Annotated in this window: 27 protein-coding genes and 1 pseudogene; 11 read left to right on the forward strand and 17 right to left on the reverse strand. The window is 64.1% G+C overall.

Annotated features, from left to right (window positions below; translation table 11 throughout):
* Positions 1–275: 275 nt before the first annotated feature.
* The 8 genes from ACLCGK_RS29500 to ureG are packed head-to-tail and all read left to right on the forward strand — an operon-like array spanning position 276 to position 5,844.
* Positions 276–1,109 carry an urease accessory protein UreD gene (locus ACLCGK_RS29500; RefSeq protein WP_410952849.1) on the forward strand — a complete coding sequence of 278 codons (834 nt, stop codon included), beginning with the start codon at positions 276–278 and terminating at the stop codon, positions 1,107–1,109.
* A gap of 9 nt (positions 1,110–1,118) precedes the next feature.
* Complete coding sequence (locus ACLCGK_RS29505; protein WP_003256923.1) at positions 1,119–1,421, forward strand: urease subunit gamma; 303 nt, start codon at positions 1,119–1,121, stop codon at positions 1,419–1,421.
* 19 nt (positions 1,422–1,440) lie between these two features.
* Positions 1,441–1,758, forward strand: coding sequence for an urease subunit beta (locus ACLCGK_RS29510; protein WP_015270155.1), 318 nt, complete (start codon positions 1,441–1,443; stop codon positions 1,756–1,758).
* On the forward strand, positions 1,755–3,458 hold the full coding sequence (ureC, locus tag ACLCGK_RS29515) for an urease subunit alpha (protein ID WP_013972449.1): 1,704 nt from the start codon (positions 1,755–1,757) through the stop codon (positions 3,456–3,458). The genes ACLCGK_RS29510 and ureC overlap by 4 nt, the downstream gene beginning before the upstream one ends.
* Before the next feature lie 10 nt (positions 3,459–3,468).
* Positions 3,469–3,972 carry an urease accessory protein UreE gene (gene ureE / locus ACLCGK_RS29520; RefSeq protein ID WP_015270156.1) on the forward strand — a complete coding sequence of 168 codons (504 nt, stop codon included), beginning with the start codon at positions 3,469–3,471 and terminating at the stop codon, positions 3,970–3,972.
* 17 nt (positions 3,973–3,989) lie between these two features.
* Positions 3,990–4,535: a HupE/UreJ family protein gene (locus tag ACLCGK_RS29525; RefSeq protein ID WP_061552167.1), complete on the forward strand. Its 546-nt coding sequence runs from the start codon at positions 3,990–3,992 to the stop codon at positions 4,533–4,535.
* The gene (locus tag ACLCGK_RS29530) at positions 4,535–5,209 is read left to right on the forward strand and encodes an urease accessory protein UreF (RefSeq protein ID WP_039612955.1); all 675 of its coding nucleotides are present in this window, start codon (positions 4,535–4,537) and stop codon (positions 5,207–5,209) included. The genes ACLCGK_RS29525 and ACLCGK_RS29530 overlap by 1 nt, the downstream gene beginning before the upstream one ends.
* Positions 5,210–5,220: 11 nt before the next feature.
* The gene (gene ureG, locus ACLCGK_RS29535) at positions 5,221–5,844 is read left to right on the forward strand and encodes an urease accessory protein UreG (RefSeq protein ID WP_410952848.1); all 624 of its coding nucleotides are present in this window, start codon (positions 5,221–5,223) and stop codon (positions 5,842–5,844) included.
* Positions 5,845–5,964: 120 nt separating this feature from the next.
* On the opposite strand, the gene ACLCGK_RS29540 is transcribed toward ureG, so the two are convergent.
* The 12 genes and pseudogenes from ACLCGK_RS29540 to mcpP all read right to left on the reverse strand — a co-directional run.
* Positions 5,965–6,693 carry a DUF899 domain-containing protein gene (locus ACLCGK_RS29540; protein WP_410952847.1) on the reverse strand — a complete coding sequence of 243 codons (729 nt, stop codon included), beginning with the start codon at positions 6,691–6,693 and terminating at the stop codon, positions 5,965–5,967.
* A 93-nt stretch (positions 6,694–6,786) separates the two neighbouring features.
* The gene (locus ACLCGK_RS29545; RefSeq protein ID WP_410952846.1) at positions 6,787–9,000 is read right to left on the reverse strand and encodes an LTA synthase family protein; all 2,214 of its coding nucleotides are present in this window, start codon (positions 8,998–9,000) and stop codon (positions 6,787–6,789) included.
* A 135-nt stretch (positions 9,001–9,135) separates the two neighbouring features.
* The gene (locus ACLCGK_RS29550; protein WP_015270160.1) at positions 9,136–10,416 is read right to left on the reverse strand and encodes a transporter; all 1,281 of its coding nucleotides are present in this window, start codon (positions 10,414–10,416) and stop codon (positions 9,136–9,138) included.
* 46 nt (positions 10,417–10,462) lie between these two features.
* The gene (locus ACLCGK_RS29555) at positions 10,463–11,215 is read right to left on the reverse strand and encodes a hypothetical protein (RefSeq protein ID WP_410952845.1); all 753 of its coding nucleotides are present in this window, start codon (positions 11,213–11,215) and stop codon (positions 10,463–10,465) included.
* A 46-nt stretch (positions 11,216–11,261) separates the two neighbouring features.
* Positions 11,262–11,942: a C39 family peptidase gene (locus ACLCGK_RS29560; protein ID WP_013972457.1), complete on the reverse strand. Its 681-nt coding sequence runs from the start codon at positions 11,940–11,942 to the stop codon at positions 11,262–11,264.
* Between the two features lie 62 nt (positions 11,943–12,004).
* The gene (locus ACLCGK_RS29565) at positions 12,005–13,456 is read right to left on the reverse strand and encodes a hypothetical protein (protein ID WP_031324312.1); all 1,452 of its coding nucleotides are present in this window, start codon (positions 13,454–13,456) and stop codon (positions 12,005–12,007) included.
* A gap of 48 nt (positions 13,457–13,504) precedes the next feature.
* Complete coding sequence (locus tag ACLCGK_RS29570) at positions 13,505–14,083, reverse strand: adhesin (protein WP_085719915.1); 579 nt, start codon at positions 14,081–14,083, stop codon at positions 13,505–13,507.
* Between the two features lies 1 nt (position 14,084).
* Positions 14,085–14,519, reverse strand: coding sequence for a hypothetical protein (locus ACLCGK_RS29575; RefSeq protein ID WP_015270165.1), 435 nt, complete (start codon positions 14,517–14,519; stop codon positions 14,085–14,087).
* Between the two features lie 298 nt (positions 14,520–14,817).
* Positions 14,818–15,387, reverse strand: a complete 570-nt coding sequence (locus ACLCGK_RS29580) for an AAA family ATPase (RefSeq protein ID WP_085719917.1) — start codon at positions 15,385–15,387, stop codon at positions 14,818–14,820.
* Positions 15,384–15,950 (reverse strand): nicotinamide riboside transporter PnuC, encoded by a 567-nt coding sequence (gene pnuC, locus ACLCGK_RS29585; protein ID WP_410952844.1) that lies wholly within the window; start codon positions 15,948–15,950, stop codon positions 15,384–15,386. The genes ACLCGK_RS29580 and pnuC overlap by 4 nt, the downstream gene beginning before the upstream one ends.
* 194 nt (positions 15,951–16,144) lie before the next feature.
* On the reverse strand, positions 16,145–16,879 hold the full coding sequence (locus ACLCGK_RS29590) for a methyl-accepting chemotaxis protein (RefSeq protein ID WP_404940922.1): 735 nt from the start codon (positions 16,877–16,879) through the stop codon (positions 16,145–16,147).
* A gap of 138 nt (positions 16,880–17,017) precedes the next feature.
* A pseudogene (mcpP, locus tag ACLCGK_RS29595) lies at positions 17,018–17,779 on the reverse strand (methyl-accepting chemotaxis protein McpP); the annotation flags it as partial.
* Positions 17,780–18,078: 299 nt separating this feature from the next.
* Here mcpP and ACLCGK_RS29600 point away from each other — a divergent pair.
* Together ACLCGK_RS29600 and ACLCGK_RS29605 are read left to right on the forward strand one after the other, a co-directional pair.
* Positions 18,079–18,909, forward strand: coding sequence for an undecaprenyl-diphosphate phosphatase (locus tag ACLCGK_RS29600; protein WP_410952842.1), 831 nt, complete (start codon positions 18,079–18,081; stop codon positions 18,907–18,909).
* Positions 18,902–19,315, forward strand: a complete 414-nt coding sequence (locus tag ACLCGK_RS29605; RefSeq protein ID WP_023660800.1) for a DUF1294 domain-containing protein — start codon at positions 18,902–18,904, stop codon at positions 19,313–19,315. The genes ACLCGK_RS29600 and ACLCGK_RS29605 overlap by 8 nt, the downstream gene beginning before the upstream one ends.
* A gap of 120 nt (positions 19,316–19,435) precedes the next feature.
* Here ACLCGK_RS29605 and ACLCGK_RS29610 read toward each other — a convergent pair whose 3' ends face one another.
* Entirely contained in the window at positions 19,436–19,795 is a 360-nt protein-coding gene (locus ACLCGK_RS29610; protein WP_410952841.1) for an MmcQ/YjbR family DNA-binding protein, read from the reverse strand.
* Positions 19,788–20,690 carry a LysR substrate-binding domain-containing protein gene (locus ACLCGK_RS29615; RefSeq protein WP_013972466.1) on the reverse strand — a complete coding sequence of 301 codons (903 nt, stop codon included), beginning with the start codon at positions 20,688–20,690 and terminating at the stop codon, positions 19,788–19,790. The genes ACLCGK_RS29610 and ACLCGK_RS29615 overlap by 8 nt, the downstream gene beginning before the upstream one ends.
* A gap of 133 nt (positions 20,691–20,823) precedes the next feature.
* Here ACLCGK_RS29615 and ACLCGK_RS29620 point away from each other — a divergent pair, with 133 nt between their 5' ends.
* Positions 20,824–21,435 carry an FMN-dependent NADH-azoreductase gene (locus ACLCGK_RS29620; protein WP_003258995.1) on the forward strand — a complete coding sequence of 204 codons (612 nt, stop codon included), beginning with the start codon at positions 20,824–20,826 and terminating at the stop codon, positions 21,433–21,435.
* A gap of 37 nt (positions 21,436–21,472) precedes the next feature.
* Here ACLCGK_RS29620 and ACLCGK_RS29625 read toward each other — a convergent pair whose 3' ends face one another.
* The 3 genes from ACLCGK_RS29625 to ACLCGK_RS29635 form a co-directional block, all read right to left on the reverse strand.
* Entirely contained in the window at positions 21,473–22,675 is a 1,203-nt protein-coding gene (locus ACLCGK_RS29625) for an NAD(P)/FAD-dependent oxidoreductase (RefSeq protein ID WP_410952840.1), read from the reverse strand.
* 69 nt (positions 22,676–22,744) lie between these two features.
* Entirely contained in the window at positions 22,745–23,344 is a 600-nt protein-coding gene (locus tag ACLCGK_RS29630) for a helix-turn-helix domain-containing protein (protein WP_015270174.1), read from the reverse strand.
* A gap of 39 nt (positions 23,345–23,383) precedes the next feature.
* Entirely contained in the window at positions 23,384–25,336 is a 1,953-nt protein-coding gene (locus ACLCGK_RS29635; RefSeq protein ID WP_410952839.1) for an FAD-dependent oxidoreductase, read from the reverse strand.
* Between the last annotated feature and the right edge of the window lie 144 nt (positions 25,337–25,480).

Raw genomic sequence — 25,480 nt, forward strand, 5'->3', positions numbered from 1 at the left:
GCGCCCGCGAAGGGCTGCAACGCAGCCCCATTTTCACCTTGCTCCGGCACCGAAACAGGGCCGAAGCACGCCCCTGCCTTGTGCGCCATCCCCCCGTATGCCCGATGCCAGAGCGGCCATGGCAAATCCTTCATCTTCGTTCACCTGCGGAGTTGGCCCGCAACCTGCTATATCCAGCCTGCGAATTTGATCGAGTGGTCAGGGCGCGCACGCCGTAGCCGTGCGTGCCTGCCACTCTAAACGGCCAGCAGGCCACGGATTTCAGGGGCCGCAGGATGTCGCTCGCGGAGCAGATCGAACAACAACACGACGATGCCGGCTGGAGTGCTCACCTGCAGTTGCGCTTCGTCAGACGCGACAAGGTGACCCGCCTTGGTGCGTGGCGGCATTTCGGACCTCTTTTGGTGCAGCGACCGTTCTATCCGGAAGGTGCACCGTGCCATGTCTACGTGCTGCACCCTCCTGGAGGGATCGTCGCTGGCGACCGCCTGGAGCTGGATATCCAGCTGGAGCCGGGCAGCCACGCGCTGCTGACCATGCCCGGCGCCAGCAAGTTCTACCGCAGCATCGGCCCGACCGCGCGGCTGGTCCAGCGTTTTCACCTGGGCGCCGACAGCACCCTGGAGTGGCTGCCGCAGGACAGCATCTTCTTCTCCGGCGCCCGCGCCAGCCTCGACAGCCGTTTCACCCTCGAACCGGGGGCGCGCCTGCTGGCCTGGGAAACCCTGTGCCTGGGGCGCCCGGTGATGAGCGAGCGGTTCGATCACGGAGCCCTCGACAGCCGCTTGCACATCGAACTGCCCGACGAAGTGGGCCTGCACGAGCGCCTACGCGTCGAAGGCGGGCGCCTGAGCAAGCTTGGCGGGCATCCGCTGCTGGCCACCTTCTGCGCCGCACCCGCCGACCAGGCCGTGCTGGATCTGGTGCGCCCGCTGCTCGATGAGATGGCCAACCCGGCCGGCGCGACCCTGCTCGGGTCGTTGCTGGTGATTCGCGTGCTCGACCATGACAACCAACACCTGCAACGCACCCTGCAACGCCTGTGGCATGTGCTGCGCCCGGCCGTCCTCGGCCTGCCGGCCTGCCCGCCGCGTATCTGGGCCACCTGAGAGAGCGCCATGGAGCTGACCCCGAGAGAGAAAGACAAACTGCTGCTGTTCACCGCCGCGCTGCTGGCGGAGCGGCGCCTGGCCCGTGGCCTGAAACTCAACTACCCGGAAGCGGTGGCGTTGATCAGTGCCGCCGTGCTCGAAGGCGCCCGTGATGGCCGCACCGTCGCCGAGCTGATGAGCCTGGGGCGTGAAGTATTGAGCCGCGAGCAGGTAATGCCTGGCATCGCCGAAATGCTCCACGACGTGCAGGTCGAAGCGACCTTCCCGGATGGCACCAAGCTGGTGACCGTGCATGACCCCATCGTTTGAAGTTGCCCAGGAGCCCCGCATGATCCCAGGTGAAATCCAGGTCGCCGCCGGCGACATCGAGCTGAACAGCGGCCGCGCGACAGTCAGCGTCAGCGTGGCCAACCATGGCGACCGGCCGGTGCAGGTCGGCTCGCACTACCACTTTTACGAAGTCAACGAGGCGCTGGTGTTCGAGCGCGCGCCTACGCTGGGCTTTCGTCTGGACATCCCCGCGGGTACCGCCGTGCGCTTCGAGCCTGGCCAGGCGCGTACCGTGCAACTGGTGGCATACGCCGGCAAGCGCGAGGTCTACGGCTTCCAGGGCAAGGTGATGGGCGCGCTGGAGGGCAGGGCATGAGCCGCATTTCCCGCCAGGCCTATGCCGACATGTTCGGCCCCACCGTGGGCGACCGCGTGCGCCTGGCCGACACCGCGCTGTGGGTCGAGGTGGAGCACGACTTCACCATCTATGGCGAAGAGGTGAAGTTCGGTGGCGGCAAGGTCATCCGCGATGGCATGGGGCAGGGCCAGATGCTGGCTGCCGAAGCCATGGACCTGGTACTGACCAATGCCCTGATCATCGACCACTGGGGCATCGTCAAGGCCGATATCGGTATCAAGCACGGGCGTATCGCGGTGATCGGCAAGGCTGGCAACCCCGATGTGCAGCCGGGCGTGAACGTGCCAGTGGGCCCCGGCACCGAGGTGATCGCGGCCGAGGGCAAGATCGTCACCGCCGGTGGTGTCGACTCGCACATCCACTTCATCTGCCCGCAACAGGTGGACGAGGCGCTGAACAGCGGTGTCACCACCTTCATCGGCGGCGGTACCGGGCCGGCCACCGGCACCAACGCCACCACCTGCACGCCCGGCCCCTGGTACCTGGCGCGCATGCTCCAGGCTGCCGACAGCCTGCCGATCAACATCGGCTTGCTGGGCAAGGGCAACGCCTCGCGGCCGGAAGCGCTGCGCGAGCAGATCGCAGCCGGCGCCGTGGGCCTCAAGCTGCACGAAGACTGGGGTTCGACACCAGCAGCCATCGACTGCTGCCTGGGCGTGGCCGAGGAAATGGACATCCAGGTGGCGATCCACACCGACACCCTCAACGAGTCCGGCTGCATCGAAGACACCCTGTCGGCGATCGGCGACCGCACCATCCACACCTTCCACACCGAGGGTGCTGGTGGCGGTCACGCCCCGGACATCATCCGCGCGGCAGGGCAGGCCAACGTGTTGCCGTCCTCGACCAACCCGACCCTGCCGTACACGGTCAACACCGTGGACGAGCACCTGGACATGCTCATGGTCTGCCACCATCTGGACCCGAGCATCGCCGAAGACGTGGCCTTTGCCGAGTCGCGCATCCGCCGCGAAACCATCGCCGCCGAGGACATCCTCCACGACATGGGCGCCTTTGCCATGACTTCGTCCGACTCCCAGGCCATGGGCCGGGTTGGCGAGGTGGTGCTGCGCACCTGGCAGGTGGCCCACCAGATGAAGCTGCGCCGCGGGCCACTGGCGCCGGACACCAGCTACAGCGACAACTTCCGGGTCAAGCGCTACATCGCCAAGTACACCATCAACCCGGCCCTGACCCACGGCATCGGCCACGAAGTGGGCTCGGTGGAAGTCGGCAAACTGGCCGACCTGGTGCTGTGGGCGCCAGCGTTCTTTGCGGTCAAGCCGGCCCTGGTCATCAAGGGCGGGATGATCGTCACCGCGCCCATGGGGGACATCAACGGTTCCATCCCCACGCCGCAACCGGTGCATTACCGCCCGATGTTCGGCGCCCTGGGCGCGGCGCGGCATGCCACGCGCATGACCTTCCTGCCCCAGGCGGCGATGGACCGTGGCCTGGCCGAGGAGTTGAACCTGCGCAGCCTGATCGGCGTGGCCCACGGCTGCCGCCGGGTGCGCAAGCCCGACATGGTCCACAACACCTTGCAGCCGCTGATCGAGGTCGATGCGCAGACCTACCAGGTGCGTGCCGACGGTGAACTGCTGGTCTGCGAACCGGCCCGCGAACTGCCGCTGGCCCAGCGTTACTTCCTGTTCTGAAGGAGCACCGATGATTGTCTTGACCCGCCGTATCACCGAGCCCGGCCAGCTGGGCGAAACCGGCACCGTCACCCTGGACGTGGACAGCCGCATCAAGAGCCGCCTGCGGGTGACCCTGGATGATGGTCGCGAGGCCGGGCTGATGCTCGAACGCGGCCACCTGCTGCGCGGAGGCGAACTGCTGGCCGATGCCGAGGGCACCCAGCTGATCCGTGTGCTGGCGGCGCCCGAGGCGGTGTCCACGGTGCGCTGCGCCGACCCGCACCTGCTGGCCCGCGCGGCCTATCACCTGGGCAACCGCCATGTACCGCTGCAGATCGAACCCGGCCTGTTGCGCTTCCAGCACGACCACGTGCTGGACGACATGTTGCGTGGCCTGGGCCTGACGGTAGAGGCCGAACAGGCGCCGTTCGAGCCTGAAGCGGGCGCCTACCAGAGCGCACCGCACAGCCACAGCCATAGCCATGCCCACGGCCACGATCACCCGTTCGTGCGCCTGCCTGCCCATTCCTGAACTGCCTGGAGCAACCGATGAAAAAGACTTTCGCCCTGTTTCTGCTGATGCTGGCTCTGCCTGCCTTCGCCCACCCCGGGCACGACGCCAACCCGCTGCAGGACGGCCTGCTACACCCGCTGACCGGTCTTGACCACCTGCTGATGCTGCTGGGCACCGGTGCGCTCGCCGCGCTGACCCGGCGCAACCTGACGCTACCCCTGGCAACCCTGGCGGCGATGTTTGGCGGCGCGGTGTGCGGCCACCTGTTCGGCGATGTACTGGGTATGGAAACCCTGATTGCTGTGTCGCTGCTGGTGGCTGCCGGTGCCGTGCTGCTGCCCAGCCGCCAGCTGCTGCTGGCAATGGCCATGCCGGTGTTCGCCCTGTTCCATGGCTGGGCCCATGGCGTGGAAGCCACGCCAAGCGCGTTCTGGCAGTTCAGCGCCGGCTTCGTCACGGTCAGCGGCCTGTTGCTGGCGGCCGGCTTTGCGGTCGGTTGCCTGTTGCGCAGGCATAGCGGCCTGCAGAAGGCCTTTGGCGGCGGCCTGCTGGCCGGCGCCGCGCTGGTACTGGCTGGTTGATGGACAGCGACCTGGCGCTGTTGCGCCTGCTGCAGCTGGCCAGCCCTGGCTTGCCGGTGGGTGGCTTCACCTACTCGCAAGGCCTGGAGTGGGCGGTCGAGGCGGGCTGGGTACGGGACGTGGATGGTTTCGCTGCCTGGCAGCGCGAGCAGATCGACGACACCCTGGCCTGCCTCGACTGGCCGGTGCTGGCGCGCTTGTACCACGCCTGCCAGGCCGAGGACGCCGAAGCCTTCGGCCACTGGAGCCGCTTTCTGCTGGCCAACCGTGAAACCGCCGAGCTGCGCCTGGAAGAACAGCAGCGCGGCGCGGCGCTGGCACGGCTGCTGGACGGCTGGCAACTGGGCCAGGCGCCGGCCTGGCGGGCCAGCCTAGAACTCACCCAGCTGGGCGGTATGGCCTGGCTGGCTGCGCACTGGGCGATCCCACTGCGCCAGTTGGCCCTGGGCCATGGTTTTGCCTGGCTGGAGGGCGCGGTAATGGCCGGGGTCAAGCTGGTGCCGTTCGGCCAGCAGGCCGCCCAGACCTTGCTGCGCGACCTGGGGGCAGGGCTGCCCGCGGCCCTCGACCAGGCACTGGGCCTGGGCGATGACCAGCTTGGCGGTGGCCTGCCATTGCTGGCCATTGCCTCATCGCGTCACGAAACCCAATACACCCGTTTGTTCCGTTCCTGAGGACTGCCTGCATGCAAAGCTATCAACAACCCCTGCGCGTCGGTGTCGGCGGCCCGGTCGGCTCCGGCAAGACGGCGCTGCTCGAAGCCTTGTGCAAGGCCATGCGCGACCATTACCAGATCGCAGTGGTCACCAACGATATCTACACCAAGGAAGACCAGCGCATCCTGACCGAAGCCGGGGCCCTCGAGCCGGAGCGCATCGTCGGCGTGGAAACCGGCGGCTGCCCGCACACGGCGATACGTGAAGACGCCTCGATGAACCTGGCGGCGGTCGAAGCACTGGCGCGCAAATTTGGCAACCTCGAGGTTATCTTTGTCGAAAGCGGCGGTGACAACCTGAGTGCCACCTTCAGCCCTGAGCTGGCCGACCTGACCATCTACGTGATCGACGTGGCCGAAGGGGAGAAGATCCCGCGCAAGGGTGGGCCAGGGATTACCAAGTCGGACTTCCTGGTGATCAACAAGACCGACCTGGCGCCCTATGTGGGGGCTTCGCTGGAAGTGATGGAGCGCGATACCCAGCGCATGCGCCCGGAGCGGCCATGGACCTTCAGCAACCTGAAGAAGGGCGAGGGGCTGCAGGCGGTGATCGACTTCATCGTCGAGCGCGGGATGCTGGGTGTGCGCGGCTGACATACCGCGGCCCCAGTGGGAGCGGGCGCGCCCGCGAAACAGGCGATGCGGTGCCTGGCACCGGCTTTGCCGGTGTTCGCGGGCATGCCCGCTTCCACAAGGGATATGTGTTGCCTCACGTTATTTGTGGCAGCAGTTAGGCTTGTCCGGCTGCCCTTCATAACGGTCGTGGTGCCGCACCCAGTCCATGGTCCCGGCCTCGTTGCGCCCCAGTGGCGCGATGTCGAGGAAGTTGTAGGTGTTGACCAGGATGTCCAGCCCGCGGGCATAGGTCGAGTAGGTGTGGTACACGCTGCCGTCCGGCTCGCGGTAGAACGCACTCAGCCCGGGAAGCTCGCTTTCATCGCCCTCATATGGCTCATAGTTGTACTGCCGCTGGCCCTCGCTGCCGACGCTGACGCCAAAGTCCTCGTTGAAGCCGCTGCCATGTGACGAATACCAGGGAAACTGCCAGCTCATGCGCCGGCGGAATGCCTGGAACTCGGCATACGGCGCACGCGACACCGCCACCAGCGACACGTCGTGATGGGCCAGGTGCAGGTTGGCGCCGTCAAAGTGGTCGGCCAGGAATGAGCAGCCGTGGCAACCTTCGCTCCAGCCTTCGGCGAACATGAAGTGGTAAACCAGCAGTTGGCTGCGGCCTGCGAACAGGTCGGCCAGGCTCAGTTCGCCGTCGGGCCCCTGGAAGCGATAGTCGTGCTCCACCTTGACCCAGGGCAGGGCGCGACGGGCTGCGGACAGCGCGTCGCGGTGGTGGGTGAAGGCCTTTTCGTGCAGCCACAGCTGCCGGCGGGCCGCCAGCCACTGGCTGCGGGAAACCACCGGGTGCCTGCTTTCGCTCGTGCTCATGGTGTTATCTCCACATTGGGTGATTCACACACTAGTCGAGCACGGGCGGGTTGAATCGACAGGTCGCGGCGGCCCGGCGATGAGTGGTACCGTTCAGCCCGAATGGGCGATATGCCCTTCGGTCAGCTCATCCGCTGCTTCATCTTCCCCTGGCAGCGCGGTTATCACACTGAAGTCGCTGATTTCCACCTGGCCACCACCATAGCCCAGCAAATGGAAGGAAAACGCTTTGCGCGCGGTCGGGTTGTCGAAGCTGAACTCCATTTCCAGCGGCTCGTCGGCGGTGACTTTCACTTCGTAAGGCAAGCCTAGCGGTACGTCCTGCTCCAGCTGTTTGGCCTTGAGCTGGATATAGGCTGCGCGCTTGGGGTCCAGCGATCGTACCTTGACCCGTACGCGGGTATGCGAACCCTCGGGCATTTCCAGGTACTGGGCGCCGATCAGGTTGTCGGCCCAGTCATCTTTGATGCGCTTGCGCAGCTGGATCGGCGATGGGCCGCCGAACTGGTAACGCAGGTTGAGCGGTGTCTGCAGCAGGGACTGGTCGAGCACCCCCGCGAGGGCACCGATCTGCTGGCCCAGCAGGCTGTCGCCCAGCCCAAGGTAACGTGCCTGGTCGGCGATGAAGCCCTCGCTGGCGTAACGCCGGCAGCGCTGCTGGAAATCGCATTCGGTGAACACACCCCGGCCGTCGTGATAGCGCAGCATGCCGTTGGTGTAGGAGATCATTTCACGACCGCTGTCGTAATCGCGGTACAGCGAGCGACCGCCGAGCGCCATGGGGATGGGCAGCGCAAAATAGTCGAGCAGGGAGGTGGCCAGGTCGATATGGCCGTAGGTACCCCGCTTGATCCGTGGCAACTGCGCCTGCTCCGGCGCCAGAGTAAGGTTGAAGCCCCAGGACGAGGCCAGGCGCACACCGTCGATGCCGTGGGACTCGTCGGAAGTCACCACCACCAGGGTGTCCTTGAGTACGCCCTGGCGTTCGAGGTTGTCGAGGAATGCACCGAGCGCATCGTCCAGGTAGGCGACTGCCGCCTGTTTCGGCGTGTCGTAGCGCTCCATGTACTCGAACGGCGCCGAGTAGGGCTGGTGGGTGCCCACGGTGAGCAGGGTCAGCATCCATGGCTTGTCCTGCTTTTGCAGCTGGCCGACGTAGTCCAGCGCCCCCTCGAAGAAGGAGCGATCATCCTTGCCCCAGGGGAAGTCCAGGTAGTTCTTGTTGCGGAACCACTCCTGGCCGTGCACCGAGTCAAAGCCGATGTGCGGCATGATGCGGTCCTTGGCCATGAAGCGCAGGCCGGCACCCTGCAGGTAGTGGGTAGTGAAACCGGCCTGGCGCAACTGCGCCGGCAGGCAGGCCTGGTTGCGATCGTTCTGGGTCAGCAGCTCCATGCCCTTGGGCGTGCCGTTGGCCAGTTTGTCATAGTCACCGCAGAGCATCGCGTACAGGCCACGGATGGTCTGGTGGGTATGCAGCACGTAGTCCGGGGTGTTCATGCCGCGCTCGGCCCACTGGCTGAGCTTTGGCATCAGCTCTTCGTCGAAGCGGCTGTGCAGGGCGTGGCGGTTGGGCCGCAGGTAGGCCCCGGGGATGCCTTCCACGGTGATGATCAGCAGGTTGCGGGCGTTGCCTGGCCCGGCGAGCAGCCGCTGGCCATGCAGGTCGGACTGGGTCAGGCCGGTACTGGCCAGAGGGGTGAAGGTATGTGTGCGGCCCATCCAGCCTTCGACCTGGCGCTGCAGGTTGCCGGCCCCGGCCGACAGCAACTGGTGGGTGAGGTTGTATTGCCGCCATTGGTCGGCGTCGGAAGGTACCAGTTGCTGGCTGCCCCAATGGGCGCCAAACAGCAGCAGCGGAATGGCCCAGGCCTGGCTGCCCTTGATCATGGGCACCGGCTGGCTGCGTTGGCTACGGCTGCGCCAGGCGATGGCCAGCCAGCCCAGCAGGCCGGTGCCCATGATCAAGGGCAGCCAGGCATGGGCCAGGCCACCACCGGTCGAGTTTTCCATGAACTGCGGGTCGAGCAGGTATGTGAGGTCAGCGCTGGTGGGCAAACGGCCAACCGCGCTGACCAGTTCGGCCGAAGCCACCCAGAGGGCCGCCCAGGCCAGCAATACGGGGAGCGCCAACCACCACGGCCGACGGTGCAGCAGCAAGACCAGCAGGCTGCCGAGTGCGAGGTCGGACAGGTAACCGAGCGGGTTGGACCAACCCAGCATGGCGCGCGTACCCAGTGGGATCACCAGTACCAGGGTCGCCAGGGCGACAAGCCGGGTACGTGGGTGGTCTGACAGGTTCTTCACGAAAACATCCCTTTTGCCATTAAATCGTCATGCAACTGTGCTTGATGATAACAGGCCGTGGCATGGAAGGCGGTCCGGGACAAGGCTGGTAACCAAAACCGGGCCCTTTAGCGCGGGCCCGGCCGATGGCAAGTATCAGAAGTAGTAGGGGAATTTCAGGCTGAAGGAAAAGTCCGGTGCGTCATCGGTCAGACCAATGGACAGGTTGGGCACGATGGTCAGGTTGTCGGTGGCGGCGAAGGTCATGCCGATGTTGAAGTTGGCTGCGTTGTAGTCGCTGTTGGAGATCGACTGCCAGTCACCACCATCCGGCTTTATCTTGCTCTTGCGGGCGAACTGGTCGGACACCGAGAACGACATGCTCATCTTCTCGTTCAGGGCAAAGGCGATACCGCCGCCGATCTGCCAGGAGTCGCCCAGCTTCACGTCGCCGGGCACCTTGCTGTTGACCTGTGGGCTGATGTCGCTGAACGAGTCTTCCATGTTGTAGGTATACGACAGGCTGCCGAAGAGCACGGCCGGGTCGAACGTCTTGACCAGCGAGATGCCCGGCGTGATCGACCAGACGCCGTTGCCGGTCGGCAGGCTTTCCGGTACCGACAGGTTGTCGTTGCCCTCGACCTGGCGCAATTTGATGCCATACGGGTCTTTGCCGGTCGGTGCCTTTATGCGCAAGGTAGCGACGGCGTCAGGCCAGGTCTCGTCTTCGTCGAGGAACTTGTAGGCGACGCCGACGTTGACGTCGCCAATTTCCGGGTCGCGGGTTACGGTTTCGTCCGAGGTGCTCGCCCCGGCTCCCCCTGCACCGCCGGAAGAATAAGTGGATTCGCGGTACACCACCGGGACGTTGATGTCGAACTGCCAACGCTGGGCGAGGTTGTAGCGGGCAGTCATGTCCAGGGTCCAGTTATCTGCCTTCACCCGGTCAAGGTTGATACTGCCGAGGAAGATCGAGTCCAGTGCCAGGAAGCCGTTGAGCACCAGCGCCCGAGTATCGTAGTGGGTATAGGTGACACCGGTCTCGAAGCTGAACTTGCCGCCGCCGAAGAAGCCGCTGGCCTCGTCATACAGGTTGGACACGCTCTGTGCCGGTTCGGCGTCGGCGGTCAGCGCCTGACCATAGGAGCTGCCGGTGGTGCCCGGTGCACCCGATGCCACCGTCTGTGCGCCCTTGACCCCTTCGGCCGGGGACCTGACCAGGCGTTTGGGCGGTGGTGCTGCCGGGGTTTCCTCGACCTGGCGTACGCGCTGCTCCAGCACCATCAGCGCTTGCTGCTGGGCTTCGTAGCGACGTTTCAGTTCCATCAGTTCCTGCTTGAGAGCCTCAACCTGTGGGTCGGAGGCGGCGTAGAGCAATGTGGCCGGGGCCAAGGTGGTCAAACACACAAAAACTTTGAGCGATAAAGATCGGTGCATGGAATTGCCGTCCCTGCCGACTTCTTTTGATGAGACTGAGCGTAGATCAGTATCCGAATGTGCGAAGACCTTTGAGCTGATCGAGGCTACCGTTCAGCGAAGCGGCTGTTGGCACGCTTTCACGCATCACCACATTGAGCGTGGTGACGTTGTTCACCCGGTTGCCATTGCCCAGCAGCGTCGAGTTCTGCATCAAGCCACCCTGCGCCAGACGCTGCACGCTGCTGCCCTGGTTGTTATTGGCATTGATATTGAACTGCACCCCTACGCCGCTGGCAGACACACTCAGCGCACCCGCGCCGTTTTCGCCCGTCAGCGTCTGGCCGTTGGCCAGTGCTTGGCCCTGCGGCTGCATGGCGGGCGCCTGGTTGGCCTTGGAGACATTGATGGCGACATCGTTGTAGGCGGTGTTGTTGTCGCCAGCGGCGCGTACCACCTGGGTAACACCCTCTGTGGTGTTGAGGCCGGCACCGCCCGTGACGGTACCGGTACCTGGTGCGGTGGATCCAGCTGACGCTGTGCCGGTGCCGCTTTCGTCGATCAACGACACATAGAATTGCGGTTTGATGGTCGACTGCTGAATCTGCATCGTGCTCGTGGCACCGATCACGTCCCCTTTGGCATTCTGCCAGGTGCTGGACATGACAATGCCGAAACTCACGATCCGCCCCGGCATCACGTAGCGGCCACGCAGGGTCGCCAACTCATGGTCCTTCAGCTCGATGGGCTTGAACGTTTCGGCATGGGTGGGAAGGCTGACGGCCAGGCATGCGATCGCGAGCCAGAATGGGTTCTTCATTGGGGTGCTCCCCGGAGCCTCGTGCTCCTTGTCGTTGCAAGAGTCGTTAGAAGAAGTCGCTTTTGATGAAACCGAAGTCCAGCAGCTCTGCATCCTGCACCGGGGTGAAGTTGTTCACCCGGCCCTTGGCGGTCAGCGGCAGGGGCGGGTCAAGCAGGATGTTGTTCTTGTCGTAGCCTTGGCCGATGACGGCGAAGATGATGCCGTTCCAGCCCTTGAGAAAATCTTCGACTTTGTAGCGCTTGTGGCCCAGTACCGGGTCACCGATATACACCCAACCCTTGTCGACCTTCTGCATGACCACGAAGTGCTTGTAGCCGCGCACGTCCATCAGCACCACGACCGGGATGCGCACGCTGTGCAGGGTCTCGGGTGCCACCCGGTAGCCGCGGGCACGCATCCCCAGGCTTTCCACGTAGCGTTTCATGTCGAGCATCGAGAAGCCTTGCGTGCGCACCAGGTCCTGGTCGGCGTGGGCCAGCATGCCTTCGATGATCTGTTGCTCGTCCACATCCAGCCAGTAGGCCTGGCGCAGGATGGTGGCCAGCGCGGCGGCGCCGCAGCTGAAGTCGGTTTTCTGTTGCACCAGGTCGGCGAACTTGCGCTCGCGTATGCTCTGGATGGGCTTGAACACCACGGCGCCGCCCGGCAGGACGGACAGCGGCATTTGTGCAGCTTCGCTCATGCTGGCCAGGCACAGCAAAAACGCCAGGGCAATGATGCGCATGATCGGATGCCTTCCGGTTCTGTTGAAGAAAGGCCCCCCGAAGGGGGCCTCAAGCACAGCGATCAGAACGAGGTGTTGGAGATGGCCAGCGAGTTGCTCTGCTGGTTGCCCACACCGGCTGCCACGTTCACGCCCAGGTTGCCACTGCCGCCATTCACCGAACCACTAAGGGTTGCAGTGTTGGTAACAGGGTTTGCCCATCCGGTCGGGGTCAGCACTTGGAAGGACACGGTATTGCTCAAGTCGTAGGCACTGCTTTCGCTGTAGCTCTTCGACACGTCGTTCGACGATTGAGACGATTTCTCGCCAGACTTTTCAAACGCCGATTCCGATGCATTGGCATAGGACGACTCGTGAGCCTTCTCATACGAGGAGTCGCGAGACTTCTCGTAGCTCGATTGGCGAGCCTTGTCATACGACGAGTCGAATGCCTTCTCGAACGACTTGTCGTAAGAGCTTTCCCGCGAGTGGTCGACATCCACATTGAGCGATGCATTGAGCGAGGCATCGAAGCTGTCGGTGCGAGTGCGCTCGTGACGGCCGTAATCGGTGGTCGTGGTGCGGGTCGCATCGGCTGCCGCGGCCAAGGAGGCGCTCAGGCTGGCACTGCTGGACGAACTGGAGTTGCCGGCCATCGAACCACTGGCGTTCCAGCTGTTGGAGCCGCTGGCAGTGGAACTGTGCGAGCCGCTGGCGTTCATGCTGCTCGAACCGCTGGAGTTCCAGCCACTGGAGCCACTGGAACTGGCACTTCGCGAGCCGGCCACGCTGAAGCTCGAGGACGAGCTGCGGTCGTCGGTCGAATTGAACGTGCCCTCACGCGAGCTGGAACCGCTCTTGGTGGTGGTGATGGTCAGCGTGTCCACCCGGTAGGTGCGGTCGGCGCCGTTGTTCACCGTCAGGCCTGGGCCGTTCTGGTCGGCAGAGGCGGTGGCAGTGGCATTGCCCAGCGGGGCACCGGTGTTGGCGATGGCCATGGTGTTCTTCTGCTGGTTCAGGTCGCCGCCAGCGATGTTGATGCCGACGTTACCCTCCGCACCATCGGCCGAGCCGGCCATGACTGCCGAGTTCTGGGTGGACCAGTTGTCGACACGGTTGTTGTTGCTGAACTGGCGAACGTCAGCGGTGGCTTCGGCGGTGCCGAACACGAAGCTGTTGTCCAGGCTGGACTCGGACGATGCATTGGCAATAGCCGCAGCATTGTCCTGCTGGTTGCCGTTACCGGCTGCCACGTTGACACCCACGTTGCCGCTTGCACCCGTGGCCGAGCTGCTCATTTCGGCTTCGTTGATGGTGCCTTGGTTGGTGATGGTGTTACCCGTGCTGCGTTGGCTGTCCATGGCGTTGGCTGTGGCATACACAGGGATCCGGGTGGGAGGAGGGGTGTGATGCCCGTTATTGTGGTGACCATTGTGGTGCCCGCCACGCCGGTCGTTCTGATCAGCTTGTACAGCAACAGCCATGACCGCAGCAATTGCGAAAACCAGAGGCTTGATTGCCATCGAGGGTTTCATGGTGATTCTCCGTACTTTTAGGTTAAGTGTTGTTCTTAACTGGATGGGTCAATCCGCGACCCGGATGCTCAAGGTGTTGGCCATTCGGTTTCCCACCCCGGCACTCTGGTTCAACTGAATCACTCCACGGCTACCGGTGAAGGCCTGGTCACTTGTGGTGACCTGGCGATTGCCAGTTGAAGTGTCAATCGGACCGGAGTTGTTGAGCAGCGCCACGTTCTGTTGCATGAGGACGCTGTCGTCGATGCTTTGCGGCTGGGCACCGAGACTGATGCTCAGTGCGTTCGCTTGCTGGGTGTTGGCGCCGGCGCTCTGGTTGACCCCCAGGGCGCCGCTACCGTTGCTGAAGGCGTCGCCCTGTATGGTCGCGCGCGCGTCCATCGCGGAAGTTGCGGGGGCGTTCAGCCGTTGGCGGATCTGCGTGGTGGCGCCAGCCTCGGGCCCTGCGGCGAAGGCGCGCGCGTTGGCCTGTTGCTGTTGGTCGCCGGCTGCCTGGTTGACCGACAGGTTGCCCTGGTAACGGCTGCCCGAGCTGTCGATGTCGGCGTTGTTGATCACGGGGACCGGGGATTGCGCGAAGGCCGATGTACTGCACAGCGTGACCAGGATCAGCAGCGTGTGCTTCATCTCACTTGCCTCCGGTCAGGATCTGCAGCGGCGCCAGGCCGCGCTGCACACTCGAGTTGACCATGTTCGAGATGCCATTTCCCGAGCCTGTACCGCGGCCACCGGCCAGGTTGGGCAGTTGGGACTGGTTATTGAGGTTGCCGCCCAGGTTGTTGGTCTGCTGGGTAATCAGGGTGCTGATGCCCGCACCGCTGCTGATGTTGGCGAAGTCGCCATCACTCAGTTCGTTGGTTTGCTTGAGGATGTGAGCGGAAGGATTGGCATTGACGGTGGTGGGGTTGGGGTCGGGTCTTAACGGCGGGACCACAGCGTTGCGTGTCTGCACATCACGGGTTATCACGATGATGCCGTTGTCGGCCTGGGCCGTCAGGCTCAACGAACCCAGCACATAGCCCATCAGCAGCAGGTGATAAAGGCGTTTGTCAGTTTTCCTCACGACGGCAACTCCTTCAATGAGCGCTGGCCCTGTTCGGCGATGTGAACGAGGGAGCAGAAGGTGTGCCGCTTTCGAGAAGCGGTTTCAGATCAAAAGGTTAAGGTAGGCACCATGACAAGCTGCGGCATATTCTGTCTCAGGGCTGAAACAGGCAGCCGCGAGTGGTGCAGGCAAAGCCAGTGTCGGCCTTGATTGGAAGGGTTTTTGCAGGAGTGTTTCAGCGCCTTGACATTACTTTCGACGCCCCGCAAGACCTCATGTTTTCAGGGGCTTCGCCCCACAAGGGTGTGTCAGTGGGTTAACACTCGGTGGGGCAGGATGGCGTATCGCTATCAATGAGCTTAGCGACTGTTTGCAGTGCCAGCAACTGGCGTTGTGGCCAATTGCCCTCAATTATTTTGTACGCCTGCTCATGCCGTTGCAGCCAGTGCAGGCTGTCGTCGAAAAAGCGCTGGCGGTCGCGCAGTTCCGGCTGGCTGCGCTGGCCATCGGCAACCCAATCCACGCCTTGCGGGCTCAGCAGCAGGTGCAGGTGGTAATGCCGCGCCAGCAACGCCTGTTCCAGCCAGGCCGGGCAGTCGCCGAACAGGGCGTGGCTCCAGAGCATGTTGCTGAGCAGGTGAGTGTCGAGAATCAGTAGCGACGGTGCCTGCTCACGGGCCTGGTCTTCCCAGGCCAGCTGACCACGAGCGATGGCAGGGATATCGGCATAGCAGGTGTCGCGGCGTTCCTGATCGATGAAGTGGCGCACGTATTCGGCCACCACCACGCCGCCGAAATGCGCCTGGATCACACCGCTGAGCCAGCTCTTGCCACTGGATTCCGGGCCGCACAGCACCAGTACCTTCATTGATTGTGCCGCGCTCATGGCTGCACCAACGCCGGGTCACGGCGCCATTCCAGCCAGCCGCGCACGGCAATCAGGGTGAGCACGGCGAAGAAACCGGCGGTGAAGTACAACTGCTGGTGCAGGTACTGGCCCACGTAGACGATATCTACCACTACCCACAGCGGCCAGCACTGCAGGCGCTTCTGCGCCATCCACAGTTGTGCCACCAGGCTGAAGCCGGTCAGGGTGGCGTCCAGCCAGGGCAGGGCGGCGTCGGTCCAGGTGGCCATCGCCGCGCCCAAGGTGGCGCTCAACAGCACCCCGCCGGCCAAACCGACGAGCAATGCCGGGCGCTGCAGGCGGGTGACCTGGCGGGCGTCTTCAGCATGGCCCGGGCGCTTCCATTGCCACCAGCCGTAGACCTGCAGGATGGCATAGGCCAGTTGCAGCAACATGCCGGAGTACAGCTTCACCTCGTAGAACAGCCAGCCATAGATCAGCACCATGACCAGACCGATGGGCCAGCACCAGACGTTCTGCTTGACCGTGAGCCAGACAGCGGTGACGCCGAGGACGGCGGCGATGAGTTCAAGGCCGGACATCGGCGATCCTTGGAGACTGCGGGGGAAGGGCGCGATTGTAGCGGGTCGGCCGGGGAAGGTGTAGGGCGTTGGGGTCTTTGGGGCTGCTTTGCAGCCCATCGCGACACAAGGCCGCTCCTACAGGGGGACGCGATCGTCTGTAGGAGCGGCCTTGTGTCGCGAAAGGGCGCAAAGCGCCCCCGGCATTCTCAACCTTATACCCGGAACTGCCGCAACAACTGCTCCAGCTCTTCGCTCAACTGCCCCAGCGCCATCCCGGCATCGCTGGATTGGCGCGCCGCATCGGCGGTCTGCTGAGACAACCCGGCAGTATCCAGCACGTTGCGGTTGATCTCTTCTACCACGTGCGACTGCTGCAAGGTGGCGCTGGCGATGGAGGCATTCAACGCCGTGAGGTTGTTCAGTGATTGGTTGATGGCATCCAGGCTGGCACCGGCCTCGCGGGCCTGCTCGACCGTCTGGCGCGAGGCCTCGCTGCTGGTGTCGATGGCTTTGACCGCAGCGTCCGACTGGCTTTGCAGGTGCTCGATCATGGTATGGATCTCGGCCGTCGACTGCGCCGTGCGCTGGGCCAGCAGGCGCACCTCATCGGCGACCACGGCAAAGCCACGGCCCTGCTCGCCGGCCCGCGCCGCCTCGATGGCCGCATTCAGCGCCAGCAGGTTGGTCTGTTCGGCGATGGAGCGGATCACATCCAGCACACCACCGATGCGCGTGCTGTGCCCGGCCAGTTCACGGATCACCTGCACGGCCTGGTCGATGGTCAGCGACAGCCGGTCGATCTGCGCCAGGCTGCCGTGAATGGCCTCCTGGCCGTGTGCCACCTGCTGTTGCGCGGTGCGCATTTCACCGGCGGCCTGCTCGGCGGTCTTGGCCACGTCTTGCACGGCGTAAGTCACTTCGTTGACCGCGGTCGCCACCTGGTCCATCTGCAGCGATTGCTGGGCGCTGTGCTGCTGCGCGGCACCGGCGTTGTCGCCGACATGCCCGGCGGATCGGGCCAGGGCATGGGCCGCGCCTTGCAACTGGCCGACCACGCCTTGCAGCTTGCCATTGAAGCGGTTGAAGTGCTCGCCCAGGTGGGTGATTTCGTCACGGCCGTGAGTGTCCAGGCGCCGGGTCAGGTCGCTTTCGCCGCTGGCGATGTTGCCCATGGCCTGCACTGCTTCCTGCAACGGGCGGGCGATGCTGCGCGCAATCAGCATGACCACCAGCGCCATCAGCAGGGCAATGGCCACGCCCACCAGCGAGGCGTCGCGCAACTGGCGGGCGAATTCGGCCTGCACGTCGTCGACGTACACGCCTGAGCCGATGATCCAGCCCCAGGGCTTGAACAGCTGGATGTAGGACGTCTTGGCCACCGGCTCGCTGGCACCGGGCTTGGGCCAGCGGTAGTTGACCGGCCCGGCGTCCTGCTGCCGAGCCAGGGCGACCATCTCGTTGAACACGGCAAAGCCGTCGGGGTCGCGGATGGCCGACAGGTCCTGGCCGTCGAGCTTGGGGTTGGCCGGATGCATGATCATCTTCGGCCCCAGGTCGTTGATCCAGAAGTAGTCGTTCTGGTCGTAGCGCAGCGCGCGTACCACTTGCAGCGCCTGTTGCTGGGCCGCTTCACGGCTGAGTGTGCCGGCTGCCTCCAGGCCTTGGTAATAGGCCAGCACACCGGCTGCGGTCTGCACCACGTGGCGGGTTTTCTCCGCTTTGGCCTGGTACAGGTCACCGTGGATCTGGCGCAGCATCAGCAGGCCCAATACCACCAGCATTGCCACCGCCACCAAAAGGATCAGCCACAGACGGCGGCTGATAGACATCGATCTCAGGGTTTTCATACCACAGCTCCCGCATTGTTCTTTTTATTCAGGCGCATCCAAGCATGCTTTGCGCGAGGCCCCCACACGACTAATGGCTAAGTGCTATCCATTCAATAGTCTGCAGCAGTTTGTACAAGGTGATTGCGAAGGCGCTCTGCTAGGATTTCGGCCGCGCAAGATGAAACCTTTAGGCGGCGTGAACTTTTCTACTGGCATTACGCCCAACAGTCGCTGTAAAACAGCCGGGCCGCGCGCGGCAATTTCAAGCAAATCAAGAACAAGGGGCCTGCAACGAGCAGTGCTCCATCGGGGGAACGATGGATTTTTGGACTGCCTTCCAGGCAATCATCTTAGGCGTGGTCGAAGGGCTGACGGAGTTTCTGCCAATCTCCAGTACCGGTCACCAGATCATCGTCGCCGACCTGATCGGGTTTGGTGGCGAACGGGCCATGGCTTTCAACATCATCATTCAGCTGGCGGCGATCCTGGCGGTGGTGTGGGAATTCCGCGGCAAGATCTTCGACGTGGTCTTCGGCTTGACCAGCCAGCCCAAGGCGCGGCGTTTCACCGGTAACCTTTTGCTGGCGTTCCTGCCGGCAGTGGTGCTGGGCGTGCTGTTCGCCGACCTGATCCACGAATATCTGTTCAACCCGATCACCGTGGCGGCTGCGTTGGTGGTGGGCGGGGTGATCATGCTCTGGGCCGAGCGTCGCGAGCACCGTGTGGAGGTGGACCACGTGGACGACATGCGCTGGAGCCACGCGCTGAAGATCGGCTTCATCCAGTGCCTGGCGATGATCCCGGGCACTTCGCGCTCCGGTTCGACCATCATCGGTGGCCTGCTGTTCGGCCTGTCGCGCAAGGCAGCGACCGAGTTCTCGTTCTTCCTGGCGATGCCGACCATGGTCGGTGCGGCAGTGTATTCGGGCTACAAGTACCGCGACCTGTTCCAGCCTAGTGACCTGCCGGTATTTGCCATTGGCTTCGTGACTTCGTTCATCTTTGCCATGATCGCCGTGCGTGGCCTGCTCAAGTTCATTGCCAACCACAGCTACGCGGCGTTCGCCTGGTATCGCATTGCCTTTGGCCTGCTGATTCTGGCGACCTGGCAGTTCGGCTGGGTTGACTGGGCGACGGCCCATGGCTGAGGTGGCACGGGGGCAAAGGGTGGAGGGCGTACGTAATGTGCGCCTGAAGCTGCTGCTGTTGGGCCTGCTGTGCCTGCTGCCCGCCCTGGGCGCGGCGCGCATGGCCTGGGTCGACCAGGCCTGGTGGCCGCTGGCGTTGTACCCGGCAATGAGCCTGATCAGCCTGCTGCTGTATTGGCAGGACAAACAGCAGGCGCGTACCCAGGCCTGGCGTACGCCCGAGAAGGTGCTGCATGCCAGTGAGCTGCTGGGCGGCTGGCCTGGGGCACTGCTGGCGCAGCAGCTGTATCGACACAAGACCCGCAAGGTGTCGTACCAGCTGGTGTTCTGGGGGATTGTGCTGGTGCACCAGGTGTTCTGGGCGGACTGGCTGTTTCTTGGCGGGCGGTATTTGCCCTTCAGTTGATATGTGATTGTGCCGGCCTCTTCGCGGGCGTGCCCGCTCCCACAGGTATTCCACTGGTCTTGAAGGCAGTGAAAAACCTGTGGGAGCGGGCACGCCCGCGAAGAGGCCGGCACAGGCTAGCTAGATTACCAACCCCACCTGCAACCGCTTTGGCAACCGCCGCACCACCAGCTGGTGCGAGCGTTGCAACAGATCACACAGTTCATCACGCCCCAGCGGGTAGGGCGATGCCATGCTGATCCACCGCGCCCGTGCCAGATACGGCGCAGGCCGCACCCCCGGGCGGTCGCAGTAGCCAAGAAACAGTTCGTCGGCCACTTTGAACGACAACCCCGCACCCGCCAGGTCGAGCACCGCGAACATCTTGTTGCCTGCCACGGAGAACACCCGGATGCCACCCCATTTGTAGTCTTCCCGCGCACCCGGCAGGCTCAGGCAGAACGCTGCCACCTGGGCTTCGCTCATGTTTCGCTCAGACATACTTTTCTCCACAGGCCTCGAACGACGCCGCCAGGTGGTCGATCCATACCCGTACCGCCGGCAGCAAGCCGCGCCGGTGCGGGTACACCGCCTGCAGGTAGCCACCCGGCAGCGACCAGTCCGGCAGCAGGCGCACCAGTTCGCCGCGCGCCAGTTCTTCTTCACAGAACATGCTGGGCAGTGCGGTAAACCCGAGGCCTGCCCGTACAGCAGCATTACGTACTACGAAATCATCGATGGCGAGGCGCGGTTCCAGGGCGATTTCCTGCTGTTTGCCATGGGGGCCGAACAGGCGGAAGTGTACCAGCCGGTCCGCCTCGGCAGCGCCCAGCACCGGCAATGATGCCAGTTGGCCCGGTTCGCGGATGTGATCGGCGAAACCGGGCGCTGCAACCAGTTGCATCTGCGCCTGGCGCAGGCGGCGGGTGACCAGGGCCGGGTCCTCATCGCCCAGGTCGCGTACGCGCAGGGCCACGTCGATACCTTCGGAAATGAGGTCTACCCGGCGGTTGAGCAGCACCATGTCCAGTTGCACCAGCGGGTACTGCGCAAGAAAGCGGCTGATCACATCCGGCAGAAAGGCGTGGGCCAATGCCACCGGGCACGACACCCGCAAGCGCCCGCGCGGTTCGCTGCTCATGCTGGCCACGGCCTCGTCGGCGGCTTCGGCTTCCAGCAGCATGGCCTGGCAGTGGTGCAGGTAGCGCTCGCCCACCGCGGTGAGCTTCAGTTGCCGTGTAGTGCGTTGCAGCAGGCGCGTGCCCAGGCGTTCTTCAAGCTCGGCGATACGCCGCGAAAGGCGCGATTTGGGGATGCCCAGCTGGCGGCCCGCTGCGGCGAAACCGCCGGCTTCGACTACTCGGGCGAAGTAAAAAAGGTCGTTGAGGTCTTGCATGGGAATGTCTCACTGTTCCACCAGTAGGACAAACTAACGCATTTTTGCTGCCTTATCAGCCATTGTTGATGTCGGTAGGATTCTCCCCATCGTGATCGCCCAATGTCGCGGTCTTCATTCACAGGAGAATCCCATGAAACTGTTGCACATCGATTCGAGCATCCTGGGCGACAATTCCGCCTCCCGCCAACTGAGCCGTGAAGTGGTCGAAGCCTGGAAAGCCGCCGACCCGAGCGTGGAAGTGGTGTACCGCGACCTGGCCGCTGACGCCATCGCCCACTTCTCCGCGGCAACCCTGGTAGCGGCTGGCACCCCGGAAGACATGCGCGACGCAGCCCAGGCCTTCGAAGCCAAGCTGAGCGCGGAAACCCTGGAAGAGTTCCTGGCTGCCGATGCCGTGGTGATTGGTGCGCCGATGTACAACTTCACCGTGCCGACCCAGCTCAAGGCCTGGATCGACCGCGTTGCCGTCGCCGGCAAGACTTTCCGCTACACCGAAGCCGGCCCGGAAGGCCTGTGTGGCAACAAGAAGGTAGTGCTGGTGTCCACCGCCGGTGGCCTGCACGCTGGCCAGCCGACTGGCGCCGGGCATGAGGACTTCCTCAAGGTATTCCTGGGCTTCATCGGTATCACCGACCTGGAAATCGTCCGCGCCCATGGCCTGGCCTATGGCCCTGAGCACCGCAGCCAGGCGATCGATGCTGCCCAGGCGCAGATTGCCAACGAGCTGTTTGCTGCTGCCTGATCGAAGGTACGCGATCGAATGTAGGAGCGGCCTTGTGTCAGGCCACTGGAATAGCCGGGTCAGCCGCTGCCAGCGCCGCAGCACGTTCGGCCGCCGGTGGATAGATCCACACGGTATTGATCTGCGCCTTCAAAACCTTGGCTTCGGCCTTGTCCTCCGGTGGCGACACCGTGCGTTCCCACCCTTCGGTATACACCGCCCCCCAGGCCCCAAGGTCCAGGCAGGTCACGTACTTGGGCTGGCTGTAAGTCTTCGGTGCCACGCCAATCAGCTCGGCCGCCGCATTGTTGCCCGCATGACGCCCCAGCGGAATCGCATGCTGGCAGGACATCACCGCATGATTGCCAGCCTCGTCGCAGGCGGCGTAGGCCACATCACCCGCCGCGTACACGGCATCATTGCCTTTCACCTTGAGATTGCCATCGACATGCAAGCGGCCCAGGCGGTCGCGCTCGCCACTGATCTGTTCGGTGAGCGGGTTGGCCTTGAAGCCCACGGTCCAGATCACCGTGCTGGCGTCGATGCGCTGGCCGTTGTCCAGCACCACGCCGGCAGAATCGACCGAGGCTACCGTGGCGCCACAGATCCACTCCACGCCCAGGGCCTCGGAGGCCTGTTCGATGGCGGGGCGGATGCCTTCACCCAGGGCCGCGCCAATCCTCGCCCCACGGTCGACCACCACCACGCGCAACGCCGCGTCCTCGCCGAGGATTTCGCGTAGACGGGCCGGCAATTCGGTGGCGGTCTCGATGCCGGTAAAGCCACCACCGGCCACCACCACGGTATTGCGCGCCGGTGTGTCGGGCAGGTTGGCCAGTGACTTCAGGTGGGTCTCCAGGCGCGCGGCGCTGTCGAGCTTGTCGACATCGAACAGATGCTCGATGCCGACCATGTCGGGCCGGTTGAGCACGCTGCCGCAGGCCATGATCAGGCGGTCGTAGGGCAGGGTGCATTGGGTTCCGCTGCGGGTGCGATAGCCCACACGGCGGGCCGCTTCATCTATATGAAAGGCCGTGCCCTGCACGAAGCGGACGTTGGCGGCATCGAACAGCTCCTGCAACGGCGCGGCCATGGTATGTACGTCGGGTTCGTAGAAGCGCGGGCGCACATGCAGCTCGGCCTGGGGTGCAAGCAAGGTGACCTCGACATCCTTGCGGCCATGGAGGTCAAGCTGGCGGGCGGCGCTGAGCGCGCTCCACAGGCCGGCAAAGCCCGCGCCTATGATCAGGATCTGCTTCATGGTTGTGCTCCTCTAAAGTTCGGTTAACAAGGTAGACCCTGTTGCTGGATATTGGGGAGCGAGCATGCTTCAGAATGTTGGCGGCGTGATCACCCAGATCACCACGGCATCGACTTCACCGGGGTTGCCGTAGCGGTGCGGTTCCTGGCTCGAGAAGCTGAAACTGTCCCCTTCACCCAGCTGGAAATGCCGCTCGCCCACCCACAGCTCGAAGCTGCCGCTGAGGATGTAGCCGGCCTCTTCACCGTCGTGGCTGTAGCTCTGTTGGCTGTAGCTGCCCGGAGGGAAGCGCGAATGCAGGATTTCCAGCTGACGGTTGGGCTGGGGCGTGAGCAGTTGATCGACGATACCGTCTTCGTAATGCACGCTCAGGCGGCTGTTGCGTCGTACCACATAGCCTTGGTCTTCGGGCGCAGTGATGGCTTCGCTGGCGAAGAACCACTGGATGGTCACCCCCAGGCTGCGGGCGATGTTGAACAGCGCCGGAATCGATGGATAGGAGAGGTTGCGCTCCAGCTGGCTGATGTAGCCGGCGGTCAGCTCACTGTGCGCGGCCAGCTCCGCCAGGGTCATGCCACGGCGCTTGCGCAGGCCGCGAATGCGGCTGCCGAGAAACTGCGGCGCGGCGCCCCCGGCTTCGCTGGCGGGGGGCTGGGGGAGTTGGCTCATGCACGTCGGTCCATCGTAAAAGCCGCAGTATGTACAGCCTCAGAGCGCCCAGGCAACCGTCAGGCCATCGTGAATCGCTTCTTCGGCGGTACGCGGCGCCAGGCAGTCGCCAATGCGGCGCACCTCGACCAGGCCGGCCAGCTCCGTTGCCAGGCGGTCTTCCGGTTGATGGCCCTGGCACAGTACCAGGGTGTCGATGCCTTCGAAGATCATCGGTTCGCCGCTGGCGGTGTGCTGCAGGTACACCGTGTTGTCGTCGCAGCCATACAGGCGGGCATACGGTGTGATGGGAATACCCAGGCGATGCAGCTCGCCGGCCAGTTGGTCGCGCACGTACAGCGGTAGGCTTTCGCCGCAATGGGTGCCATTGACCGCCAGCCGCACCTGGTGGCCGTCGCGTACCAGGCGTTCGGCGATGCCGGGGCCGATCCAGTCGCAGCGCCAGTCGATCACCAGTACCGAGCGGCCCGGTTTTGCTTCACTGCGCAGTATTTGCCAGGCATCCACCACCTGTAGATCACCGGTGCGCTCGAAGGCCGGCCAGTAGGGGGTGGCACCGGTGGCGGCGATCACCAGGTCGGGGCGTTCCCGTTCGACCAGTGCGCGGTCGACCCGGGTGTTGCGCACCACTTCCACGCCCGCCAGGGCCATTTCCCGTTGCAAGTTGGTGCTGGCGCCACCGAACTCGCTGCGCCGTGGCAGCAACTGGGCCAGCAGCACCTGGCCACCGAGCTGCGGGCCAGCCTCGTACAGCGTGACCTGATGCCCGCGCGCAGCGGCCACGGCGGCGGCTTTCATGCCTGCGGGCCCGCCACCGGCCACGAGGATGCGCTTGGGGCGGGTGGTGGGTGGCAGTTGCTCGTACTGCAACTCGCGGCCAGTCTCTGGTCGCTGGATGCAGGAAATGGGCAGGCCGCGGTGGAAATGGCCGATGCAGGCCTGGTTGCAGGCGATACAGGCACGTACGTCCTCGACCTGGCCATGCTCGGTCTTGTTGGGCATCTGCGGGTCGCATATAAGCGCGCGGGTCATGCCGCAGACGTCGGCCTGGCCACGGGCCAGGATCAGTTCGGCTTCCTGGGGCTGGTTGATACGCCCGGTGACGAACAGCGGGATGCTCAGGTGTTGTTTGAAGGTGCCGGCCTCACGGGCCAGGTAGGCCGGTTGAATAGCCATCGGCGGCACGATATGCACGGCGCCGCCGAGGGACGCCGACGTCCCGGCAACGATGTGCAGGTAGTCGAGCTGGCCTTGCAAGGCAACCGCTGCGGCCAGCGATTCATCCTCGCTCAGCCCTTGGCTGTCGCGCTCGTCGGCACTGATGCGCAGGCCGATGATGAACTGTTCGTCGGTAGCCGCGCGTACGGCGGCCAGCACTTCGCGCAGGAACCGCAGGCGCTGCTCCAGCTCACCGTTGTAGCCATCCGAGCGCTGGTTTACCCGCGGGTTGAGGAACTGCGCAGGCAGGTAGCCATGGCTGGCCACCACTTCAACGCCATCCAGCCCGGCCTGGTGCAGGCGGCGGGCAGCGCTGGCATAGCCCTGGACGATCTCGTCGATCATCGCCTGGTCCAGTGCGCGCGGCATCACCCGGAAGCGTTCATTGGGTACCGCGGACGCCGAGTAGGCCACCGCCAGCAAACCGTCCGCCGACTCCATGATCTCCCGCCCGGGGTGGAACAGTTGTGACAGCACCACGGTGCCATGCTCATGGCAGGCCTCGGCAAGCTGGCGGTAGCCGTCGATGCAGGCATCGACGGTGGCCATCAGCACATGCGAGGTGTAGCGAGCGCTGTCATGCACCCCGGCCACCTGCAGCACGATCAGGCCCACGCCACCGGCGGCGCGGGCGCGCTGGTAGGCGATGAGCTTGTCGTTGACCAGGTTGTCGGTAGGCAGGCAGGTGTCGTGGCCGGTGGACATGATGCGGTTCTTCAAGCGTTTGCCGCGGATCTGCAAGGCTTCGAACAGGTGAGGGAAGGCGGTCTGCATACAGGCGGCTCCGGTGCGGTGTTGTTCTTGTTTTTTATGAAAGTGTAGCGCCAGTAAAAAATCAACTTGTTTTTTTACTGGTCGGCGACTAGGTTTTTCTCACCCTCGTGGCGAGGGCGTGACCTCACAACAACAAGAAAACGG

This window comes from Pseudomonas sp. S1(2024) (assembly GCF_046557535.1).

Bases quoted from the DNA above. Each gene is read 5' to 3' on its own strand.
- ACLCGK_RS29500 (WP_410952849.1), top strand. From the start codon at position 276: ATGTCGCTCGCGGAGCAGATCGAACAACAACACGACGATGCCGGCTGG.
- ACLCGK_RS29505 (WP_003256923.1), top strand. From the start codon at position 1,119: ATGGAGCTGACCCCGAGAGAGAAAGACAAACTGCTGCTGTTCACCGCC.
- ACLCGK_RS29510 (WP_015270155.1), top strand. From the start codon at position 1,441: ATGATCCCAGGTGAAATCCAGGTCGCCGCCGGCGACATCGAGCTGAAC.
- ureC (WP_013972449.1), top strand. From the start codon at position 1,755: ATGAGCCGCATTTCCCGCCAGGCCTATGCCGACATGTTCGGCCCCACC.
- ureE (WP_015270156.1), top strand. From the start codon at position 3,469: ATGATTGTCTTGACCCGCCGTATCACCGAGCCCGGCCAGCTGGGCGAA.
- ACLCGK_RS29525 (WP_061552167.1), top strand. From the start codon at position 3,990: ATGAAAAAGACTTTCGCCCTGTTTCTGCTGATGCTGGCTCTGCCTGCC.
- ACLCGK_RS29530 (WP_039612955.1), top strand. From the start codon at position 4,535: ATGGACAGCGACCTGGCGCTGTTGCGCCTGCTGCAGCTGGCCAGCCCT.
- ureG (WP_410952848.1), top strand. From the start codon at position 5,221: ATGCAAAGCTATCAACAACCCCTGCGCGTCGGTGTCGGCGGCCCGGTC.
- ACLCGK_RS29540 (WP_410952847.1), bottom strand. From the start codon at position 6,693: ATGAGCACGAGCGAAAGCAGGCACCCGGTGGTTTCCCGCAGCCAGTGG.
- ACLCGK_RS29550 (WP_015270160.1), bottom strand. From the start codon at position 10,416: ATGCACCGATCTTTATCGCTCAAAGTTTTTGTGTGTTTGACCACCTTG.
- ACLCGK_RS29555 (WP_410952845.1), bottom strand. From the start codon at position 11,215: ATGAAGAACCCATTCTGGCTCGCGATCGCATGCCTGGCCGTCAGCCTT.
- ACLCGK_RS29560 (WP_013972457.1), bottom strand. From the start codon at position 11,942: ATGCGCATCATTGCCCTGGCGTTTTTGCTGTGCCTGGCCAGCATGAGC.
- ACLCGK_RS29565 (WP_031324312.1), bottom strand. From the start codon at position 13,456: ATGAAACCCTCGATGGCAATCAAGCCTCTGGTTTTCGCAATTGCTGCG.
- ACLCGK_RS29570 (WP_085719915.1), bottom strand. From the start codon at position 14,083: ATGAAGCACACGCTGCTGATCCTGGTCACGCTGTGCAGTACATCGGCC.
- ACLCGK_RS29580 (WP_085719917.1), bottom strand. From the start codon at position 15,387: ATGAGCGCGGCACAATCAATGAAGGTACTGGTGCTGTGCGGCCCGGAA.
- pnuC (WP_410952844.1), bottom strand. From the start codon at position 15,950: ATGTCCGGCCTTGAACTCATCGCCGCCGTCCTCGGCGTCACCGCTGTC.
- ACLCGK_RS29590 (WP_404940922.1), bottom strand. From the start codon at position 16,879: ATGGACCAGGTGGCGACCGCGGTCAACGAAGTGACTTACGCCGTGCAA.
- ACLCGK_RS29600 (WP_410952842.1), top strand. From the start codon at position 18,079: ATGGATTTTTGGACTGCCTTCCAGGCAATCATCTTAGGCGTGGTCGAA.
- ACLCGK_RS29605 (WP_023660800.1), top strand. From the start codon at position 18,902: ATGGCTGAGGTGGCACGGGGGCAAAGGGTGGAGGGCGTACGTAATGTG.
- ACLCGK_RS29610 (WP_410952841.1), bottom strand. From the start codon at position 19,795: ATGTCTGAGCGAAACATGAGCGAAGCCCAGGTGGCAGCGTTCTGCCTG.
- ACLCGK_RS29615 (WP_013972466.1), bottom strand. From the start codon at position 20,690: ATGCAAGACCTCAACGACCTTTTTTACTTCGCCCGAGTAGTCGAAGCC.
- ACLCGK_RS29620 (WP_003258995.1), top strand. From the start codon at position 20,824: ATGAAACTGTTGCACATCGATTCGAGCATCCTGGGCGACAATTCCGCC.
- ACLCGK_RS29625 (WP_410952840.1), bottom strand. From the start codon at position 22,675: ATGAAGCAGATCCTGATCATAGGCGCGGGCTTTGCCGGCCTGTGGAGC.
- ACLCGK_RS29630 (WP_015270174.1), bottom strand. From the start codon at position 23,344: ATGAGCCAACTCCCCCAGCCCCCCGCCAGCGAAGCCGGGGGCGCCGCG.
- ACLCGK_RS29635 (WP_410952839.1), bottom strand. From the start codon at position 25,336: ATGCAGACCGCCTTCCCTCACCTGTTCGAAGCCTTGCAGATCCGCGGC.